The organism is Dictyobacter aurantiacus, assembly GCF_003967515.1.
GTDB lineage: Bacteria > Chloroflexota > Ktedonobacteria > Ktedonobacterales > Ktedonobacteraceae > Dictyobacter > Dictyobacter aurantiacus.
Window position 1 is genome coordinate 935109 of record NZ_BIFQ01000001.1, and the last position, 19514, is coordinate 954622.

The 19514-nt window shown below is 54.0% G+C and carries 18 protein-coding genes and 2 pseudogenes; 3 read left to right on the forward strand and 17 right to left on the reverse strand.

Annotated features, from left to right (window positions below; translation table 11 throughout):
* Positions 1-4: 4 nt before the first annotated feature.
* The 9 genes from KTT_RS03770 to KTT_RS03810 form a co-directional block, all read right to left on the reverse strand.
* Complete coding sequence (locus KTT_RS03770; protein ID WP_218030826.1) at positions 5-649, reverse strand: DJ-1/PfpI family protein; 645 nt, start codon at positions 647-649, stop codon at positions 5-7.
* A 185-nt stretch (positions 650-834) separates the two neighbouring features.
* The gene (locus tag KTT_RS03775) at positions 835-1839 is read right to left on the reverse strand and encodes an amidohydrolase family protein (protein ID WP_126594719.1); all 1005 of its coding nucleotides are present in this window, start codon (positions 1837-1839) and stop codon (positions 835-837) included.
* A 126-nt stretch (positions 1840-1965) separates the two neighbouring features.
* Complete coding sequence (locus KTT_RS03780) at positions 1966-2760, reverse strand: alpha/beta fold hydrolase (protein WP_126594720.1); 795 nt, start codon at positions 2758-2760, stop codon at positions 1966-1968.
* 49 nt (positions 2761-2809) lie between these two features.
* The gene (locus tag KTT_RS03785; protein WP_218030827.1) at positions 2810-3790 is read right to left on the reverse strand and encodes a hypothetical protein; all 981 of its coding nucleotides are present in this window, start codon (positions 3788-3790) and stop codon (positions 2810-2812) included.
* Between the two features lie 130 nt (positions 3791-3920).
* Positions 3921-4523, reverse strand: coding sequence for a carboxymuconolactone decarboxylase family protein (locus KTT_RS03790; RefSeq protein ID WP_126594721.1), 603 nt, complete (start codon positions 4521-4523; stop codon positions 3921-3923).
* Positions 4524-4627: 104 nt separating this feature from the next.
* Positions 4628-5197 (reverse strand): carboxymuconolactone decarboxylase family protein, encoded by a 570-nt coding sequence (locus KTT_RS03795; RefSeq protein WP_126594722.1) that lies wholly within the window; start codon positions 5195-5197, stop codon positions 4628-4630.
* A gap of 147 nt (positions 5198-5344) precedes the next feature.
* Positions 5345-6229, reverse strand: coding sequence for an alpha/beta fold hydrolase (locus KTT_RS03800; protein ID WP_126594723.1), 885 nt, complete (start codon positions 6227-6229; stop codon positions 5345-5347).
* A gap of 123 nt (positions 6230-6352) precedes the next feature.
* Positions 6353-6643 carry a type 1 glutamine amidotransferase family protein gene (locus tag KTT_RS03805; RefSeq protein WP_126594724.1) on the reverse strand — a complete coding sequence of 97 codons (291 nt, stop codon included), beginning with the start codon at positions 6641-6643 and terminating at the stop codon, positions 6353-6355.
* 262 nt (positions 6644-6905) lie between these two features.
* Entirely contained in the window at positions 6906-7499 is a 594-nt protein-coding gene (locus tag KTT_RS03810; RefSeq protein WP_160145616.1) for a carboxymuconolactone decarboxylase family protein, read from the reverse strand.
* A 140-nt stretch (positions 7500-7639) separates the two neighbouring features.
* Here KTT_RS03810 and KTT_RS03815 point away from each other — a divergent pair, with 140 nt between their 5' ends.
* A complete protein-coding gene (locus tag KTT_RS03815; protein WP_126594726.1) occupies positions 7640-8881 on the forward strand; it encodes a citrate synthase family protein in 1242 nt (413 codons plus the stop codon).
* 80 nt (positions 8882-8961) lie between these two features.
* On the opposite strand, the gene KTT_RS03820 is transcribed toward KTT_RS03815, so the two are convergent.
* Together KTT_RS03820 and KTT_RS03825 are read right to left on the reverse strand one after the other, a co-directional pair.
* Positions 8962-9264, reverse strand: coding sequence for a hypothetical protein (locus KTT_RS03820; RefSeq protein ID WP_126594727.1), 303 nt, complete (start codon positions 9262-9264; stop codon positions 8962-8964).
* A gap of 817 nt (positions 9265-10081) precedes the next feature.
* On the reverse strand, positions 10082-10987 hold the full coding sequence (locus KTT_RS03825; RefSeq protein ID WP_126594728.1) for an IS5 family transposase: 906 nt from the start codon (positions 10985-10987) through the stop codon (positions 10082-10084).
* A gap of 262 nt (positions 10988-11249) precedes the next feature.
* On the opposite strand from KTT_RS03825, the gene KTT_RS03830 reads away from it, so the two are divergent.
* Positions 11250-11732 carry a transposase gene (locus tag KTT_RS03830; RefSeq protein WP_371864894.1) on the forward strand — a complete coding sequence of 161 codons (483 nt, stop codon included), beginning with the start codon at positions 11250-11252 and terminating at the stop codon, positions 11730-11732.
* On the opposite strand, the pseudogene KTT_RS03835 reads toward KTT_RS03830, so the two are convergent.
* From KTT_RS03835 to KTT_RS03855, 5 genes and pseudogenes are all read right to left on the reverse strand, one after another.
* Positions 11729-13205, reverse strand: a pseudogene (locus KTT_RS03835) (ISNCY family transposase). The gene KTT_RS03830 and the pseudogene KTT_RS03835 sit on opposite strands and share 4 nt — an antisense overlap.
* A 255-nt stretch (positions 13206-13460) precedes the next feature.
* Positions 13461-13571 (reverse strand): annotated as a pseudogene (locus KTT_RS37360) (SDR family oxidoreductase); the annotation flags it as partial.
* Positions 13572-13988: 417 nt separating this feature from the next.
* Positions 13989-14951 (reverse strand): PfkB family carbohydrate kinase, encoded by a 963-nt coding sequence (locus KTT_RS03845; RefSeq protein ID WP_160145617.1) that lies wholly within the window; start codon positions 14949-14951, stop codon positions 13989-13991.
* Between the two features lie 34 nt (positions 14952-14985).
* Positions 14986-16011 carry a zinc-dependent alcohol dehydrogenase family protein gene (locus tag KTT_RS03850; RefSeq protein ID WP_126599394.1) on the reverse strand — a complete coding sequence of 342 codons (1026 nt, stop codon included), beginning with the start codon at positions 16009-16011 and terminating at the stop codon, positions 14986-14988.
* 82 nt (positions 16012-16093) lie between these two features.
* Entirely contained in the window at positions 16094-16396 is a 303-nt protein-coding gene (locus tag KTT_RS03855) for an ABC transporter permease subunit (RefSeq protein WP_160145618.1), read from the reverse strand.
* Positions 16397-16880: 484 nt separating this feature from the next.
* On the opposite strand from KTT_RS03855, the gene KTT_RS03860 reads away from it, so the two are divergent.
* Entirely contained in the window at positions 16881-17975 is a 1095-nt protein-coding gene (locus tag KTT_RS03860) for a LacI family DNA-binding transcriptional regulator (RefSeq protein ID WP_126594732.1), read from the forward strand.
* A 97-nt stretch (positions 17976-18072) separates the two neighbouring features.
* Here the strand turns inward: KTT_RS03860 and KTT_RS03865 are convergent, their stop codons facing one another.
* Positions 18073-19410, reverse strand: coding sequence for a helix-turn-helix domain-containing protein (locus tag KTT_RS03865; protein WP_126594733.1), 1338 nt, complete (start codon positions 19408-19410; stop codon positions 18073-18075).
* Between the last annotated feature and the right edge of the window lie 104 nt (positions 19411-19514).

The following is a 19514-nucleotide window of genomic DNA, read 5'->3' on the forward strand; positions in this document are numbered from 1 at the left end:
TGCTTTATGCGCGCGATGCCACTTGAAAATCGATGTCTCTGGCGGTTAACTGAGCCACATCTTCTCCAAGGAGACGTTCGACAACATGCAGCGCCATGTTGAAACCCGATGTGACCCCTCCCGCGGTGACAATCGTGCCCTCATCGACAAACTTGCCTGCCCGCTGAAGCTGGATCTGAGGAAAGCGTTGCTCAAACTGATCGAACGCAGACCAATGGGTGGTGGCTCGCTTCCCATCGAGCAGACCAGCCTCGGCGAGCAAAAAGGCTCCCGTGCACACGGATGTCATGAGTTGACAGTGAGTGGAAGCCCGGGCGATCCAACGGATCACTTCCTTCTCCTGCGTGCAGATCTGGTCAAGGACAATAAGGCTGCTCCCAGGGATAACCACGATATCAAACTCAGGCGCCTGCTCAAACGCATAATCCGGCTGGAGACGAAGTCCATTATTGGCTCGAAGTAGTTGACCATTGGAAGAAACGGTCCTGATAAGAAAGGGATGCTTATCGGAAGTAGTTCGCGCCGGGAGCAGCTTTGGAGCATCGTCCACGGTATGCGCGGCAATATGAAACACCTCGTAAGGACCAGCAACGTCAGTCAGATCGACATGATCGTACAGTAAAATACCAACGTTCCATTGTTGCTTCATAATATGTTTCTCCTCTCAGTGATGAAGCCTATGACTTTTTTATTCAGTACTAGTATCACAGAGAACGCGCCTGGAGACGAGGGCAAATCGAGTCTGATTGCGGACGGATTCGGCCACCATCACATAGCCTGCCGCAAGATGTTCGTTTCGGCTATGAGCTGGACCCCATGCGAAGCATACATGCTCTAGAGATGGAGCACGCGCTCAGCATTGACGTGGGCGATGCGTGCTTTATCAGCTGGACTGAGCGGCAGCTGTGCAAGAAAGGTCTGCGCCTGCTCCATTGAAACGAAGGGATAGTCGGCCGAGAACATGATGCGCTCGACCCCGATCTCAAGCAGCATGGTCAGGAAGGATGGCAGGAAGTTGAAGCCGCTGATCGTGTAGTAGACGTTCTCGCGCAGGTAGGAGCTGACGGGTCGCTGCAGTTTTGTCAGCTGCTGTGGGAAGCGTAGATTGAGCCGGGACAGCATAAATGGCAGTGCCTCGCCCAGGTGGCCGATGATCAGTTGCAGATCCGGGTAGCGGTCGAACACGCCGCCGAGAATGATGCGCAACACATGAATGGCGGTCTCGATATGCCAGCCCCAGCCCGAGGTGGCCAGTCCATCGCTGATCTCCGCCGAGAAGTGGCCAGTATAGAATGCGTCGATTACCGCCTGTGGCGGCGGTGTGGGATGGATATAGAGCGGAACCTGCAGGTGGGCGGCGCGTTCAAGGATCGGCCAGAAGTGTGGATCGTCGAGGTAGCGTCCGTGACTGTGACCGTTGATGAGCGCGCCTTTGAAGCCGTAGATCTGTACGGTGCGCTCCAGTTCGTCGGCCGCCGCCTCGGGGGCTGCGGTTGGCAGTGTGGCGAAGGCTGCGAAGCGCTCTGGATGGCGTCGCACCGCAGCAGCGAGGTAATCATTGGTATCGCGCGCAAAGGGCACTGCCTCGCCCGCTTCAAGCTGCTCCGTGCCGGGCGTGGTCAACGAGAGCACCTGCATATCGATGCCGGCGGCGTCCATCTCTGAAAGCCGCAGTTGATCGAGATTGAGCAGCCGATCGAGCAAATGAGATATGTCCGCTCCCGGTATCGGCGCTTGCGACTTGAGTGTGCTGCCCGGACCGTCGATAAACGCTGGCGAGGCGTAATGTTCCTCCAGCGTGATTGTGCGTAGATGCTTGTCGCTTACTGTTTGAGACATAAGCGCTTGCCTTCCTTCTGTGTAAGCTGTATAAGCTTTATATATCCTGCAGTCGAATGTGAAACGGCTGTGAGAGTGTGCTGCGTTCTATGATACAGCAGGGGTCCGATCGCCTGCTTTCGCCTACTATCCATCAGCGAGCAGCCGTTGACACCAGGCAATGACGACATTGGCAACCTGCTCCGGCTGTTCGGGAAAAAGCGCATGGCTGGCGTCGGTGACGATTTCGGTAGTCACCCGGTCGCCCAGTTGCTGGCGAAGTTCTCCCCAGTACGCGCGCGGCTTGAAGGGATCGGAATCCGGAATGATCTCCAGTATCGGGGCCGATCCAGCAGACCAGTACTCCGCCTGTGATACCGTACCGGCACAGTGTACCTCCATCTGCATGGTCTCGGGATACCAACCCTGGATCCAGACAGCGGGGTCATGGCCAGGCGCGAAGAATCCCTTCCGGAGCGCGGCCAGTCGCTCTTCGACCGGTGCATTGAGGTCGCACGCCTGGTGTGGCGTTTTGCTGATCTCGGGCGACACCGCACTACATTGCGCGGCCGCCATAATGATGCCCTGGACCAGGGAGGGATGATCCACCGCCAGCATGCGCGCGACCCCCTGGCCGAACGCGTGACCCAGCACGATCGCCTGACCAGACCCGAGCGAACGGATCACCAACGCGATATCGGCGGCAAGGTCGTGCACGGTCAATCCACTCATCGTGCCCTGTGAACCTCCGATGCCGCGCGGTTGCGGACGCAGAACGGTGAAGCCAGCCGCGCTCACCATCTGTGCGAAGGCGTCGAAGTCCTCTCCACTTCCGCGCCCATAGGATGGCAGCACAACCAGGGCGGGACCACTGCCGTCGACAAGGACTTCAAGCGTCACGCCAGTTCCCCGGATACATTCGCTCCGTTTCTTTTGTATCATATATTTCCTCCATTGAATCTAGAGTCGTAGCACACTTCTCATGGCGTTACTACTGCAGAACCTGCGGCACCTCTATACGCAGCACCTTCGCCGAACGGCGCACTCCGTCGGCCGGCGGCGAGACGGTGCCGCCATCGGTGGCGAAATAGGCGATGCGGCCAGTCTCACCGACTTGCCGACTCCACGCGCCACTGGTGGGTCCCACCAGTTCTGTATTGAACGGCTCACCTGCAATGATGATGCGTGCGTCGTTTTTGGACGGCTCCAGCGAGACGCGGTCGAGAGTGTTTTCCCGGTGCGTGGTCAGATAGGCCACTCCGGCCTCTTCGTCGATCCAGAAGTCGTCCGCCATGCGTCCCACCGAAACATGCTCCGGCTCGCCGATCGCCTCCAGCGTCTCAGGGTTGACCCGCACGCGCATGAACAGCTTCTTGGCGGTCGCCGTGTAGTAGATATAGCCCAACTTCGCTGCGTAGCGGATGCCGTTGATGCCAGGCTGCTCAGGCTTCATCTGACCCCGATAGTATCCCATGCTCTCATGCTGCAACCAGACACGTGCGACTGGAGTTCCACCATCGCTGGGCAGATCGACTCTCCAGATCAGACCGGCGAACGAGTCCGCCAGCAGAATGACGTTGGGCGCGAGGAGGCAACTGCCGTTGAGGCCACGCACGTTCTTAGGGAATTGCAACACCTGCTCCAGCTGCACCGCCATGCCGGGCGTCCAGCCGCGCAGATCCAGCCGCTCCAGAAACGCTTCGTCCGTGTTGTAAAACTTGCCCGTCGAAATGTAGAAGACGTCGGGCTCTGTCTCGACAATGCCGGTTGGGAGGGTGGCAAAGGTAGACAGTTTCAGGGGTTCAACCGGGATGGCCGTAGCGGGTGAAGGAATAAACCAGAGTTCACGGTGACTCGGAACGGTGACGAGCATCGAGTTGTCACTCCGTACGGCGATGTTCTCCAGCATGAATCCCTGGGGAAACTCGGCGATCGTGGTCAGCTTCACGTGTGGCATAGTGTCAGATATCATGATATTCTCCTTGAATATGGTTCCAAAGCCTGTGCACAGACTTTACTCTCCTAGAAAGGTTGGAAGTGCCTCCGGTTGAGGGGATCCTGGCTCTCATCTCAAGCCCGTGGCACGCTTATGAATACTTCGTTTAGAACTGTTCGGAAGGCGCAGGAATGTCAAAGGCGTTCAACAGCGCACAGGTGATGTGGTAGATCCCGACGAGATACGTGAGATCGGCGACTCCTTGCTTGCCAAAAGCTTGCTCGGCAGCGCTGTACAGAGCCGCATTCACACGATGCTCAGCAGAAAGGTTCCGTGCGTACTGTTGAGCAATCTTCTCCTGCTCACTCAGATCATCCGGGAGCCCACCAGTCGTAAGCGTTCGGATGGCGTCCTCAGAAAGACCAGCCTGGCGTGCCGCGGCTGCATGAGCGTACAACTCGTAGTCCGACTCCCACACAGCGCCGACGGCAAGAATCACCACCTGGCGAACTCGCTCGCTGAGCGACGTATACTTCTCTTCAGCATCGTGTAAATCCAAAAAGGCCGTGCCAATGCCAGGGCTGTACAGCCCCGGGTTGAACGGACCAATCAGTCTTCCATCGTCAGTCTTGCTCTGAAATTGAGTGCGGTCGGCCCATTGAATCATGGTCTTATTGAGGCGATCATAGACCTCTTTTTGTGCCGCCGACATCGTTGCTGGATTGAGCAGGGGCAGACGACCGCCCATTCTTTCAGGTTGGTGAGACATCGTACCTTCTCCTCTCGCAGTGATCAAAACATGTGATCTTGAAATGTGTGCATATTCTGGCAATCCTGCTCGCCAACGCTAGCAGCCTGGGAAAAAAGGAGGCATCAACGCTCTAAACCAATGGCATTGGAGGGAACGTCGTACGCCCGCAGTGTCAGCGAGACGCTGGTAAAGTACCCGATGAGAACGGTTAAATCCGTCAGGCCGGTGTGCCCCAGCAACTGAACGGCACGTCGATAGAGGCCGGTAGGGACCACGCGTGGCGCGATCAGCGCGGACGTGATTTCATAGACGACCTGCTGCCGGGGGTCCTCGAACGACGTGGGCAGTCCAGCAATCAACGCCTCGACCTTCTCCGCTGGCAGACCACCGAGCTGTTCGGCGATCCATTCGTGTTCGTAGTTCGAGTACGCCGCTAACCACCGGGCATTTATCAGGTTCGTGGCAATCTCGATCTCCGCTTTAGAGAGCGATGAGCTCCCCTGGTAGTAGGCCCCCAGAGGCACCATGACATCGATCAGTTTCGGGTTTTGTAGCCAGATCTTGTACGGCCCGGGCACTTGCCCGCGTGTTTTCACGGTGAACTCATACGCTTTTTTTTGCTCAGGGGTCATCTCCTCCAGGGAGAGTTCCTTATAGCGACCAAACGTTCCGAAATCAGATGTTTCCGTCATCTGTCTGTTTCCTTTCTTGAGAAACCTCAAAGTCTGAGTGAAGCCACACAAGAGCCAGCCTTCCTGTTTCGACAGGGTGGCTGGAAGCGTGGAAGCACCACTCAGACTCTCTCGTTCTTTCGACTGGGGAGTCTTCAGATTAGACTTCTAGAGAAGAGACCTGCTACTCTTGTTAGAGAAAAATGTGTTGAGTCGTTGGAGCAGTTCTTCTGGTTGTTCCTCCGCAATATAATGGCCACACTCGGGGATGATGCCGCCGGAGACGTTGTCGGCGAGTTGAGCGAAACTATAGAACGGCCAGCCAGCTCCACTATATTCGCCTCCCAGCGCTAAGACCGGGATGTGTAACTTTTCTTTGCTGTATGCTCTAAATTGCTGCGCATTGGTTGAGAACGAGCGGTAATACTCAAATCCAGCTCGTAAGGCATCTCGACCAGAGTAACAACGAACGTACTCGGCGATATCCTCTTGCGTGAAGGCAGCCGAATTTCTCGCGCGGGCGAAGAACCACTGCAGCAGGATGTGCTCACGTCCCTCAACCAGGGATTCCGCCAGGCTCCTGGGAGCCTGGAACAAGCCATAGTGCCAGACACTGTTTTTGGCGGCATACTCTTCGCGCCCAAAGCCTTCGAGGGGAGCATCCAGGATCACGAGACGCTGCACAGCCTCCCGGTATCGTGCGGCATAGGCATAGGCGGCTGAGACACCCAGGTCATGACTGATGAGGAAAATATGCTGGAAACCCAGAGAGCGCACCAGCGAGAAGGCGTCCTCAGCCAGCGTGGAGGCATCATAGCCGCTGTCGGTTCTTTCAGAATCGCCCATCCCACGTGAATCTGGCGCGATCACCGTATACTTCTCGGCGAGTGCAGGCATGATTTTGCGCCATGCGTACCAGGTCTGAGGCCAGCCATGGAGCAGCAGCACAGGAAATCCTTGACCGCCAATAACATAATGCAAACGGACCCCATTGACCTGTGCTGTTTGATGGGTAAAGAGAGGCTCTAGCTGAGCTGGAAGTGGTGTCGTCATTTTGTTCCTTTCTAGACGTTGAATTTCTAACGAAGATCTTATCTGAAAACCAACGCCGCGCTAGCGCGGCGTTGGCGTAGCCAACGGATGATCGCCGGTTCCCAGAGCCCCCTCCTGCTCTCCTCACTGTTGATTTGCAGACCAGGCACAATCAAGATCGCCTGGCTGGAGGGGTTCGAGCGGCTGGAGATGGGCACAGACCAGTCCTTGTGCACTGAACACCTTCGGTCGATGGGCACAGAAGATCAGCCTGTAGGGCATGCCCAGCCGCGCTGCGGCGTCATAGACCTGCGCTGGTCCCACCAGGTCCAGCAGGTTGATCTGCGGCAGCATCAGGAAAAGCACGCGCCGCTCCCGCGTCTCCAACACGCCCGCGTGCTGGGTAGTCGTTAGAAACGAGTCGAAGACCGGCATGACTCTCATTCTCCTTTGCCCTTGCGGATCTCTTTCCATGCTTGGATGGTTGGACCAGGATCAATCAACCATTTGTTGATATGATAGCCCCCGGCGAAGGGAGCACCAATGGTCGATCAAGCCAGGAAGCGGACGGATCTGGTCATCTTGAGAAAAATTTGAGTTTTTCTTCTCTTTCAGGAAAAACATGCTCGGGGGCCAGACGCTACTTTGCAACTCGTCGCAGCTAGCGTAGCTCTGTGTCCACAGCAAGTTGATCAACTTACAATGGTGACGTTCGACTCTCTAGCACAGAAATGTCGGTTTCGCGTGGCACGCGCGTCGAAAGAAGGATACGACTGAGCATGTTAAACCATGAGATCGCAATGATATATTTCGTGGTAACGGCTGGACCAAACTGCTTCAAAAGCTGCGAAAGGGTTTCGTCGCTCAGGGTAGCGGTCCGAGTTATTTCATCAGTTGCACGAGAGATAAGATTGCTGACTGAGTCCAGAGCAGTGACCGGCTTATCGCTGCAGAGCTGAGCTATCTGCTCTTCGGTCAGCCCAACGTTTCTGGCAAAAACGACGTTTGCTTCCCACTCGTAAGCACAATCGGTCAAGTACGCCGTACGCAGAATGATGATCTCACGCAGCCGAGGATCAATCCCCTCGGCGGTAAAAATTGCCTTAATAAGGGCGAGAAGAGAGGGGAATAAATCCTCGGCTCCTGCAAGCATACGTCCAATATGGATCGGAGCTCCCAGAGAAAGCAATTTCACCGTTTCAGGAGAAAGAGTTTCATCATCCGGCAAAGGGACTACGACGTTGTTGGGATGAAACTGTGGAGCATTATAGATGGGATGTTGTTGTGTCATGAGTACTTCCTTCCTTTTTTGATATCCATTCATTGCTCTTAGTATATTCTGAAAATAACCGGTAGTCAACTGGTTGATTTTTATATCAACCTATGATATGCTATGCACGAAGTTTGTTCTGAGAAAGAGAGAAGCGCAAAATGAATACACATGACTATCTGACTGCACGCGAAGCCGCCGCCGAGTTGGGTATTACCCTGAAAACTTTGTATGCCTACGTCAGCCGAGGAGAAATCCGTTCGGAAGCGGCCAGCGGTTCGCGTCAGGTGCGGGTATATCTGGGCGAGGATATTCGGCGATTGAAAGAGCGCAAGCAGATACGTCAGCACCCTGAGCTGGCTGCCAGTCAGGCACTCTCCTGGGGAAACCCTGTGCTTGATTCTGAATTATTTCTCGCACGAAATGCTCGGGTGTATTATCGTGGGCATGATGTCATCTCACTGGCAGATACCTGGAGCCTTGAGCAGGTCGCACTCTTGCTCTGGAGCGATGAGCATGCAGTTCAGGAGGCATCACAGATCTTTGTCACACAGCAACCGAGGAAAGAGTTTTTACACTCATTGGCTAACTTCTGTGCGCAGGAGTATGTTTCTCAGCTGACGCCACTTGAGCGCCTTCAAATGATCCTTCCCTGGGCAATGAGTCAGGACCCGGTTGCTTACGATATGAGCAAGGAGGCACTTCTCTCCACAGGAGCGCGATTACTCTGGCTTATTACCGTGTTTCTGTCTCAGACAGTTGCACCACAAGCCACTATTGCCGGGACACTCCAGCAGCGCTGGGCAGCGGATGACCAAAAGGCCATTCGTCTCTTCAATGCAGCGCTTATTTTGAATGCAGACAATGAATTGAGCTCTACGGCTTTTACTGCTCGCTGTGTCGCCTCGGCAGGAGCTCCGCTTTATGGAGTGGTCCAGGCTGCGCTCAGCGCCCTCCAGGGGATACGAAGCGCTGGTCGTATGCTCCAGACCCTCAAGTTCCTGCATGAAACCAGACAACCGTACCACATACGAGAGGTAGTTATCACGCGTCTCAAGCAAGGAGAACAGCTGCCAGGTTTCAAGCATCGTCTCTTCCCTGGCGGAGATCCGCGACCACTCAAGTTACTCGAACTGTTACGCACCTCCTATCCCAATAGAAGAGCAACTGAGCTTGCCTGGACGATGGTCGATGAAGTTGAGCAATTACTTGGACTTCATCCGCGTATGGAACTTGCCTACGCGGTGCTAGCGGATGTATTCGATCTTACAGATGAAGAAGCGATGGCCCTTTTTGCGCTTGCACGTTGTACTGGTTGGATTGCCCATGCCATTGAGCAATATACGATCGGGCAGGAGATCCGCCCACGTGCACGCTACACGGGTATACAACCGCAAGAATGAAGGCTATGGTGGGTATCCACTTTCTTTCTCGTGCTATCGCCAGGGATGTGCCTGAAATTTCTATCACGACAACGTTGTCCTCAGGCGACCCAGTAATGACTGATGAACCATACGACGTTGAAGGTAAAGAGTGCGAACGATCCTGCCAGGCAGAGGGTGGCTAGCCGTGGCTGCTTCCAACTGGCACTGATGATCACAAGGAGAAACACAATGAGCATGTAGCGCGGCAGGGCAGATAACGCATCAGCGGTGCTGATAGGATAACAGAGCGGGAAAACGATGAGCACCAGCGCGAAAAGCGCATAGTGGAGCGGTACACGTTTCCAGTTACTCACAAGGACGATGGCGAACACGAACAGGCTGGCGATGTTGATTGCATTCAAAATTTGCAGCGAACCAGGTACAAAGACGGAACTCAGAGTTCTCGATGACATCGGCGTTCAGACGTGCTACCGACAGATGTGCCGTCCACCGCCGGACATTTGGATTTGAGCAATTCAGCTCTAGCCATAGGATGCAGAGGTTGCAGGGCAATAACATACACGTCTTCTGCTCTTCCCTGCTTTCCGACCATGCTCTTGTTCCCTTTCCCTTTCGGGTCGAGGTAAGGTTGGTCGTCTCAGAGTCTTTTGCCTTGAACTCCGGCCACCTGCGGTGGCAATTCACTCAATACGTGACATGGCGCACCTTCTCGCGGCATAAGGCTCTCCACTTGGCTTGAGTACTGGCTTATGAGTTCTCGGGACAGCATCAGCCTCTCTCCCGGACAGAAAATATGTTCGAAGTACAAGGGGCACAGAAGCAGAAAAAAGGAGGCAAAAAAAATGCATTCATGAGCGTCTTATAAAAAAAAGAAACATTTGGAGGACACGCATAAGTGCATTCGATCTTGTTATAGACCAATGGAGCCGACAAGTCAAGGAACTCTTCCCAAATTTACATGCCTATCGACAAAACGCGCTCGCCTTTTGTGTGCAAGGCATTGTGCTGGCAGGAAACGCCGTCATGCAACGGGTGGCTGAGGCCGTCTGGGAATACAGCGACAAGCCAACCAAGATGGAGAGCTATGAAAAGCGGCTGCAACAATTTGTGGAAAATGAGCGCATTGATGTGGAGCAGTGCTGGGGCCAGTTTCTCGCACAGGTCTTGCCTCATTGGAAAGGCAAAGATGTGACACTAGAGCGTGTCCAGGAAGGCTGCTCAAACGGCGCGACGCCGTTGGGCATTTTCCCTGGTCGTTTCAGAGGTGTCCGTCAGTCTCCTGAGCATCAAACGAATCATTGTCAGACACACCATACTTTCGCTGCTGCTTGTCAAGTACTCATAATCCTTACTCATACGGCGAGAGCGTCCCATCCACGCAAACGTTCGTTCTACTACCCAGCGCTGGGGCAAGACCCCTCGAAATTTCTTGGGTTCTGGTTTGATGCGCTCATAGGTGAACCAGACGGTGCTCACGTCTGAGAGATCCCCATGAGGGACCCACTCTCCACAGGCTGGCCAGCTATGGCGGACGATCTCCACTTCCCATCCCATCTGCTCTTTGATCCATCCTCGTCCTTTGCCCGTGTATCCCTGATCCGCCCAGACTTTTTTCATGCGGGGGAAGCGTCCTTTGACGGGTTCTAAAAGGAACGGGACACCTTGCCGATCCTGGATATCAGCCGTATGGACGACCACTTTCAGAAGGAGTCTGGTGGTATCGACGAAGATGTGTCTCTTTCTGCCAGACAACTTCTTGCCGCCATCGTAGCCGTGCGGTCCCTCTCGGTCCGTGCTTCGTATCGATTGGCTATCGATGATGCCAGCTGAAGGGGTGGCTTCGCGTCCAGCCTCCTGGCGGCAGCGTTCCCGCAAGCTTGCCATGATCTGTTCCCATACTCCCTCAGTGCGAAAGAGAGCAAAATACGCATATACCGTTGATTTCGGTGGATAGTCATGAGGAATCATGCGCCAGGCGCAGCCAGCTCGCAGGACGTAAAAAATCCCATTGAGCACCGCCCGCATATCGATTTTGCGTGGCCTTCCACCTGGCTTCTCAAGTGGGATGAGTGGTTCAAGAATCACCCACTCTGCATCAGTGAGATCAGAAGGATAGCGTTCCATATGGCATTCCAACCTTTCCTGTATAGACGCTCTTTTCTCCCCTTTTCTCATCTATTTTAGCAGACTGCGCCCATCTTCCTCTCGTGATTCTGTCAATCGGCTTCCGGGGCCTTCCTAGACACGCTCTAGTCTTGGATCTGACGCCCTACAACGAGGAGGCAAGTATCGTTTATATCGAGTTGCTGGTCCACTCACGCATCTTACTGCTCGCCTGGCGTGTGATGCCTCAGAAAGAGACCTGGGAGCAGGCCAGTGGGATCTGCTGCGTCCTCTCTTTGACAGCCTGGGCGACATGCTTAAAGACTCGACCTGTACGCTGCTAGCGGATCGTGGGCTCAGTTGCTTGCCCCTCATTCGGCTCTGTAAGCAGGTGCGATGGCAGTATGTGCTACGCATCAAACAGGGAGAGGGGTTTCGCAAAAAATGGGGACACCTGTATCGGGATTGGCAGCAATGCCAGCACAGCATTACGCAACCCGGGCACGCCTGGTATGGAGAGGTCCTCCTCTGGCAAGAGCACCAGTTTCCCACCAACTTGAGCATCTGTTGGGAAGCAGGCTATGAGGAACCATGGATTCTCGTGTCGGATCTGCCAGCCTCCCATGCTCGGGTCACCACGTATGGCAAACGGATGAAGGTGGAAGCCACCTTTCAAGATTACAAGCGTCGAGGATGTGAGATCGAAGACTGCCGCTTCCGCCAACGCGAACACTTGCATCGCTGGCTGCTGGTGGTTTTTTTCTAGGGCCGCATTGTTTGCTGGTAGAGTTTTTCTTCCAAGGCGGCCAGATACTCCACAGGCGCCTTTCTGAAACGATACTGCTCACGACGAGCTTCGTGGCGACCATCCACCTGAGTATGCAGTCTTCGTCATTGCGTGAGGTCGTGTGGTTGGAGTTCTGGCCCACTGAAGTGATAGCGCTGGCTGGCAACCGAGGCAACGATTCGCACGGCACCTCGTACAACGAGGCCAGGGGATGCCTGTTTCCGACCGGTGCATCGCCGTTCATGATAGCGGGTTGAGCCAAAGAGATGTTCCAAGTCATTGTTTGTACGTGGAAGATCAGACATATCATAACAAGGAAAGAGTCCCGACCAGTAACTGACAGTCACTTTGAGAAATGTGGCGATCATCTGACGAAGCGGCTCAGATGCGCATGTTTCCTGGTGCATTTCGTCGAGGAGGGATTGGTAGAGCTGCTGCACCTCACTAGCAGATCGTTGTTCAGTATTGGTAAGGAGGCGTGCGGCCCGATGGACCCCATTGATATCCAGCCTGCACATCGGGCCAGAGGTCAGCAGTTGTAGTTAACCCCTTCGTCAGAAGATGGTGCAAACGCCCAAGCGCGGTTGGCAAGCCTCTTTTTTGCGCCACGCGTTCGAGGGAAGCAGCGATGAGTGTGAGGCGCTCGTGCAACTTGAGCCCGACCGCAGAGAGCGGAGGATGCCCATCATCCGTGAGAGCAATACGCACTGTCGAACAGTAGCTGCGAATGATTGCCGCTTCGTCATCATTCTGTTTCTCGATCGTGCGCTCAATGGGACGGACGCCACGCATCTGCTTCTTCAATTCTTTCTTGGCGTGGCGATCAGCCTCATAGATCGGCTTGGCCGCTTCTCGAAGGTAATGAAAGTGGCAGAGTTGATGGGGCACTTCTGGCAGCGCAGAGGCGACCGCGTTGCGAATGGAGGGTTGTCCGTCAGAAATCACTCCCCGAATCGGTACGGGCAAAACGGCCTGCACTTCCGCAATCAATGCTGCCAGATCAGCTTCGCATTCACTGAGGAGAGGGCGTGCTAGCAGAATTTCTCCAGACACACATTCACGAAAGACCCACAACACCTCATGGCCTACATCGGGGCGCAACCCATCAAGAGCTAAAAAGGCTGAGTTTTGTTGGGCAAAAATCTTTTGGATGCGGGGCTTTTCGGCCAGATGGAGGGACACCAATTCCTCATAACGGGCCAGAAGGTTGAGCACCGTTCGTTCTCCAATGGCAATTCCACGATCATATAAGGCCAGGTGCAGTTCTGCCAGACTGTGGTGATGACGATAGCGTAACATCCAGATGAGTGCAATCACATCCAGGCCGTATTCTCCATAGGGCAGTGCCCACCGTCCCTCCTCTTCAGGTCGGTAAGGCTGGTGATAACGGGGGCAGGATTCCTGATGACACCGTCGAACTGTCAGTGAGAGACGGAAATGGCCTTGCAGGATTGTTACACTCCGCTGTGTATGATAAGCAACCCGCGCTGTGTTGCCGCACGCAAGGCATTTTGTCGAAAGTGGTTGTAAAGAGACAACCGTTTCCGTATCGGAAACTCGCGTTGGGCGACCCACGTCGTCCTCCTCAATCTGTTGAACTGCACCTTGCCACGTGTCATGGACCGTAGCGCGCGTTTCCATGATACGCGGCAGCACGGCCAATGGCATTCATCTGAGCACTGCCAGGGAAGAAGCATCGTTGCGGTCTTAGATCACCGAACGGATCGTGCCACCATCGACGCGGAGCGTTGCGCCACTCACATAATTAGCGAGCGGGCTCGCCAGATATGCCACTGCTGCAGCGATCTCCTCTGGCTGTCAAAATGAAGAGCTGCTCGGCATACATTTCACATCATGTAAAAGCCGCTGCCATAAGAGAGGGAAGGCCTGCCGTAATGGTGGGAAAGTCATTACATATGCTATACTTGAGAAGCGTGATTGCAACCACTCAGTTCATCCGTTTCAGGGTAATACCTACAATGCTGAAAGAACATGGATTCAGTGGTAAGGTAAAACAAACCCGCTCATAATCGTCCGAAGACAAACGGCTTCTTCTTGCTCTACTGATTGATCCTGGATGCCCACTGCCATTTGCGCGTTTTGATACTCAACCAGTTGCACCTGTGATGGTGCAACTGGTTGAACGTCCTGGTGCGTTACGAGTTTCCCTCCACGTGGTCATTAATGGAGCCAAAAGGAGGCTTTGCACCACAAATTGTACCACACCATCACGCGTTATTTCTGAAGGAACATCAGCACATCATCCCACGATGGAAGTGCTGACATTGCCCCGATCCGCGTGGTCACCAGTCCGCCTACAGCGTTCCCTATGGACAACGCATACTCAATCGCGGATCGCTCCAGATTTAGGTCTGCCATAAGCAGACCATGCAGAAGGCCGGAAACAAAGCCATCCCCGGCACCTGTGGTATCTTTCGCTGCTACGGCAAAACCAGCGACGTGACCGCTGGTAGTTGGTGTGAAATATATTGCCCCTACTTTTCCTTGCGTCACTACCAGAAGACGCAGACGCTCATGCCAGAGTGCACGTGCCGCACGCTCAAGGGACTGCTCCCCTGTCAGAAAGAGCAGTTCTTCTTCACTGACCTTGACTAGTTCCGCATGCTGCCAGCCCTCCAGAATCCTGGTCTTCGCCGCCTCAGCCGAGGGCCAGAGGGGAAGACGCAGATTGGGATCGTAGGAGATCAGCGCGCCACTCTCCCTGGCATACTGAAGCACCGTCAACGTCGCACTACGGCTCGGCTCGTGAATCAACGAAATCGAACCATAATGGACAATACGTGCCCGCTCAACATACGACCGCGCAACATCTTCAGGACGCCAGAGCATATCCGCGCTCGGATGGCGGTAGAACATAAAATCCCGCTCACCTTGCTCAAGCAAAGAGACAAAGGCAAGTGCGGTGCGAGCCTGCTCCGAGAATCGCACTGCGGAAACATCCACGCCATCACGATGCAATGTATCCACCAGGCAATGTCCAAACTCATCCTCACCCACCTGTCCCAGAAATCCGACACGCCTGCCCAGACGAGCAAGGCCAACCACCACATTCGCAGGCGCGCCGCCCGGAACCTTTTGAAAGAGTGACGCCTCTGCCAGCGTCATCCCCGCCTCCGTCGCCACAAAATCAATCAGTAGTTCGCCGCAACTGATGACATCCAGAACTGAATCTGTCATCGTCTCTCTTCCTCTCGAATCCTGAAGCTCTTCTCTATGCATTCAGCACAATCTGGGTTTTCACTCCTTCACCACGTCGTACCATATCAAGCGCCTTCGGAAAATCATCCAGCGGCAGGGCAGTGGTGAGCATCGCCTGGGTGTCGATCACGCCTGCGCTCATGACATCGAGGGCAGCTTGAAAAGAGAAGAGAACGGCCATCGAACCAACAATGGTAATTTCATCGTTATAGATCCGGAAAGGGGAAAGCGAAACGCGTGCCTCATGTGATGCGACCCCAAAGATCATAAACTTTCCACCCCGCTTCACCGTCATGAAGGCTTGTTCGATGACGGGCGCAACACCGGTCGCATCAATCACGCAGTTAAAGCCCAACGGCTCATCCTTGAGTGCGTGTTGAATATCGGTGTAGACACGCGTCGCGCCAAGCTGTTCCGCGCGCGCCAATCGCTGTGTATTCACGTCGACGACAGCGATCCGCGAAGCCCCACCCCGTACTGCCAGTTGCAAGAGCAGCAGTCCCATGGTTCCGGCCCCTACAATCAGAAAAGTATCGCCGAACCTGGGATTGAGACTATGCATGCCGTGAACAGCACACGATACCGGTTCAATCAAAGCCCCCTCACGGAATGAGAGGGTTTCAGGAAGCACATAGGCTTTGGCCGCAGGTACCGTCACATACTGGGCAAAAGCTCCGTTTATGGTGACGCCGATCGCCGCGTAGTTGAGGCACAGGTTTTCATGGCCTGTACGGCAAAACTCACACTGTCCACAATAGAGATTCGGCTCGACAGCAACACGGCTTCCCACCGTAATGGGCACTCCCGCCTTCCCCTCGCTTTGTAGACCACTTCCCACAGCCACTACTTCACCGGCAAACTCATGACCCGGAATCAGAGGATACCGGGCCAGGGGCGAATCCCCACCAATAATATGCAGATCAGTTCCACAAATCCCGCTCGCACCCACACGAATCAACACTTCACTCGGACCCGGCATGGGCTCAGCCACATTGTCCACTCGTACCTGCTCGGGTGCATCAACGATGACAGCACGCATATACATTACCTTCTCTCTTCTAGCATAGAATATCGTGATTATTGATCGGTTCCCAAAGATCCTATTTCAAGGCACCACCAGCTCATCCCTGCACCAGGTGCTTCTGTGCATAAATGCCGATTGCCACCGGCACCAGGATAATCAGCGCCGAAAGCACGGACAACTTCGCCAGGAACAGTCCCTCATTACTCATGAATGTCGCCACCATAATCGGCAACGTCGGAGAATTGGTATCCGTCAACGTCACCGCAAAGAAGAAATCATTCCACGCAAAGAGAATGGACAACAGCGCAGCCGCCGCCAGGCCGGGAGCAGCCATCGGTACCACAATCCTGATCGTCGTCTGTATGGTGGTACATCCATCGACCCACGCACTCTCCAACACTTCCTTGCAATTTCTCCTTATCCGGATACATCAATGCAGTAAAAAAAGAGAATGTTTCACATTCGCAACTGAATAGAAAAAACGATTAGCTAATCGTTTTGCTAAAAAATAACATAGCAAAGTAAACCTTGTCAAGGATTATTCGTACACAATCTATCTATACACCATTTTTTGTCCCTACATCTCTCGATATATATGAATCCAGTACAATATTTACCCTATCCATGGATAGGGTACTATCCATGGATAGGGTCGGACACAACATATGCTGGACCAGGATGAGCGCCATACAGTGTCATCCCTCACTGCTTGAGATGTAAAGGTTTTACATATTCTAGGATGAATGACTCTTATGTGTCTCTTGCTGGAACTTTTGCACTGCCCTGTAATGTCAAGCTCCTTACACTTGACATGAATAGCCTCGTATGTTACTTTACAGCTAAACGATTAGCTGGCTTATGATGGAAAGCGAGTTGAAGAGAATATGGTGCACTCGATTGGTCGCCCACCAACGATTAAGGATGTTGCAGCGCATGCGGGTGTCTCTGTTGCAACGGTATCGGCAGTGCTCAATGCCAATAAATATGTCAGCCCGGAGCTTGCTCAACGAGTGCATGCAAGTGTTGAGGCTCTGGGATATGAGCGTAATAGCCTTGCTCAGAGCTTAAAAACACAGACCAGTCATACGATTGGCCTGATTATTTCCGATATTATGAATCCGTTCTTTACCCATGTTGTGCGTGGGGTGGAGGACGTGGCCAATCAGCATGGGTATGCGCTGATTCTGGGCAATACGGATGAAGATCCTGAAAAGGAAAAAAATTATATTCGTCTCCTGGAGAGCAAGCGCGTTGATGGGCTTATTCTGGCTGCTGCTGCTGGCGACCATACCTATCTCCGCCCATTACCTCAACAGCGACTTCCTCTGGTCAGCCTTGATCGTTCGCTTTTCGAGTGGGGAATTGATTCAATCCTGATCGACAATATGGCCGGGGCACGAAAAGCGGTTGAGCATCTTATTCAACTCGGCCATCAGCATATCGGCATCATCACAGGCATTGCTGGCATTACGACGACACAAGAACGTCTCGCCGGTTATAAGCTGGCCCTTGCATCACATAATATTCCAATCGAACCAACGCTGATTGCCTCCGCAAACTCACGGATCGAGGGTGGAGCGTATGCGGCCCGTCAACTTCTGACGCAGGCGGCAGTACGTCCGACTGCGCTCTTTGCAATGAACGGTTTGCTGGCAATTGGCGTGCTGCACACACTCAAGGAACTGGAACTCCGTTGCCCAGAGGATATTGCCCTGGTCTCGTTCGATGATTTCGCGTGGTCATCGGTTCTCCGTCCCTATTTGACTGTTGTAAGCCAACCGACGTATGAGATGGGGCAGAAAGCGGCTCAGATCCTCTTCGAGCGTCTGGAGAAACGCAATGCATCCCCTCAGGAGGTACGTTTACAGGCGAATCTAATCATCCGCGAATCCTGTGGGGCGTTGCTGCACTCGTCGGCGTCATCCCTACACGATGTTGGGATAGAGCCAGCCTCTCTTTCGATCCGTAGTGCAGAATAACGAGTTCCACTAAATTGGGCATTCCCTTGAAATAAGAAATAGTGTATCGCCGACTGCGATGTTCGAGAATATCGTCGAACATCGTCAAGCATATAGCTCACCAGCCGTGCGCCAGAGGAGCATTACCAAGATTGAGCGCGTAATCGGCAATGGTGGTATGCAAGCTATAGCGGCCTGGCCCATCGCTTTCCAGCAGGCCTGCATCCCAGAGTTCATCGAGTACGTCGACCGGTAACTGACAGACGGCGAGGGCTGCCTCTTCAGAAAAACTGTTCGGTTTGGCCGGAAAGATTGCCAGAGCGGACAGAGCCGCGTGGGCCTGTTTGCTTAAAGCGCGATCACTGATCGCGATCGTGCGCTGTACCGATAGCGGCGCACCTTTAAATGGAGTGAGCGCGGGGGTGAGTGAAGGGGTAAGCACGGAATTGGAGGGTTCGAGTGATAAGCGCTTCCCAGCATCTTGCAACTGTGCCAGAGCCGTACGGAGACGTTGGGGCTGAGCCGGGCGGAGTATATTCTCCAGATGTCTACCAATCTGTACCAGCGCCAGCGGCAGTCCTCCTACAGCCCGTACCAGAGCGCGGGCGATCGTATTCTCTCGCGACACAACCTGGGGAACAAAGCGCGCCAACAGAGCCAGACCATCCGTTTCTGTCAGTTCGGGGACGGTGATAGTTCCTTCCTGGGCGAACGTGAATGCCACCTGAGGATGACGCGTGGTGAGCAGATACACGCAGTTCTTGCCTCCAACCTGGAATGTCAGAGCATCCTCTCCATTCCAGGCATCATCGATGATCAGCAGCATACGGCGCGAGCCAATCGTCGCATGCAGAATGCGGATCCAATCCTCTGGGCTCTCGGCATTCTCTACTTCCGCAGGCTCGATGCCCAGGAGTTTGCCCCAATGAATCAGCAAGCCCAGCACATTCGGTTCAGGTCCCAGACCAACCCAGAGGATACCATCGGAAAAATGCGCCTGAACTTGCTGGTCGGTGGCAAGCGCGATCGCGATCGCCGTTTTGCCTACGCCGGGCAGGCCCTTGAGTGCTATACGCGCAAGATTGTTTTCATTTCCCGTGGTGAGCCACTCTTTAACCTGCTGTAACAGCGTACCGCGCCCTGTCAGGCTCTGGGTCGTGCCTGCGCGCGGCATGGGACCAGTCGGCGAGTTTGCTTGCGCTGAGGAGAGAGATAGAGCAACGCTATTACCGAGTTTGTTCGCCTCAGCGCCAGTATCCTCCTGTGCCAGCAGGCCCAGTTCTCTGGTATTCTTGCCGAAGAGATTACACAATTGCTCTCGATAGTGAGGATAAGGCGTGGTCCGTCCCTGTTCCCAGCGCATCACGGTCTGGACGGAGACACCTAAGATCTCAGCTAGCCTGGCCCGTGACCAGCCATGCTTCTCTCGTTCTACTTTTAATGGATGGATATTCACCAGGATCCCTCCCGTATCTTTGTGATCTCTTCAACTGAGCGTACCATATCTGCAAGTTACATTACGATACTTTGTAACAAATAAGTAATAATACTTACTTGTCT

Bases quoted from the DNA above. Each gene is read 5' to 3' on its own strand.
- KTT_RS03795 (WP_126594722.1), bottom strand. From the start codon at position 5,197: ATGACGGAAACATCTGATTTCGGAACGTTTGGTCGCTATAAGGAACTC.
- KTT_RS03770 (WP_218030826.1), bottom strand. From the start codon at position 649: ATGAAGCAACAATGGAACGTTGGTATTTTACTGTACGATCATGTCGAT.
- KTT_RS03810 (WP_160145616.1), bottom strand. From the start codon at position 7,499: ATGACACAACAACATCCCATCTATAATGCTCCACAGTTTCATCCCAAC.
- KTT_RS03850 (WP_126599394.1), bottom strand. From the start codon at position 16,011: ATGCGTGCTGTCATCGTTGATGCACCCGAGCAGGTACGAGTGGACAAT.
- KTT_RS03790 (WP_126594721.1), bottom strand. From the start codon at position 4,523: ATGTCTCACCAACCTGAAAGAATGGGCGGTCGTCTGCCCCTGCTCAAT.
- KTT_RS03845 (WP_160145617.1), bottom strand. From the start codon at position 14,951: ATGACAGATTCAGTTCTGGATGTCATCAGTTGCGGCGAACTACTGATT.
- KTT_RS03815 (WP_126594726.1), top strand. From the start codon at position 7,640: ATGAATACACATGACTATCTGACTGCACGCGAAGCCGCCGCCGAGTTG.
- KTT_RS03800 (WP_126594723.1), bottom strand. From the start codon at position 6,229: ATGACGACACCACTTCCAGCTCAGCTAGAGCCTCTCTTTACCCATCAA.
- KTT_RS03805 (WP_126594724.1), bottom strand. From the start codon at position 6,643: ATGCCGGTCTTCGACTCGTTTCTAACGACTACCCAGCACGCGGGCGTG.
- KTT_RS03780 (WP_126594720.1), bottom strand. From the start codon at position 2,760: ATGATACAAAAGAAACGGAGCGAATGTATCCGGGGAACTGGCGTGACG.
- KTT_RS03775 (WP_126594719.1), bottom strand. From the start codon at position 1,839: ATGTCTCAAACAGTAAGCGACAAGCATCTACGCACAATCACGCTGGAG.
- KTT_RS03860 (WP_126594732.1), top strand. From the start codon at position 16,881: ATGGTGCACTCGATTGGTCGCCCACCAACGATTAAGGATGTTGCAGCG.
- KTT_RS03785 (WP_218030827.1), bottom strand. From the start codon at position 3,790: ATGATATCTGACACTATGCCACACGTGAAGCTGACCACGATCGCCGAG.
- KTT_RS03825 (WP_126594728.1), bottom strand. From the start codon at position 10,987: ATGGAACGCTATCCTTCTGATCTCACTGATGCAGAGTGGGTGATTCTT.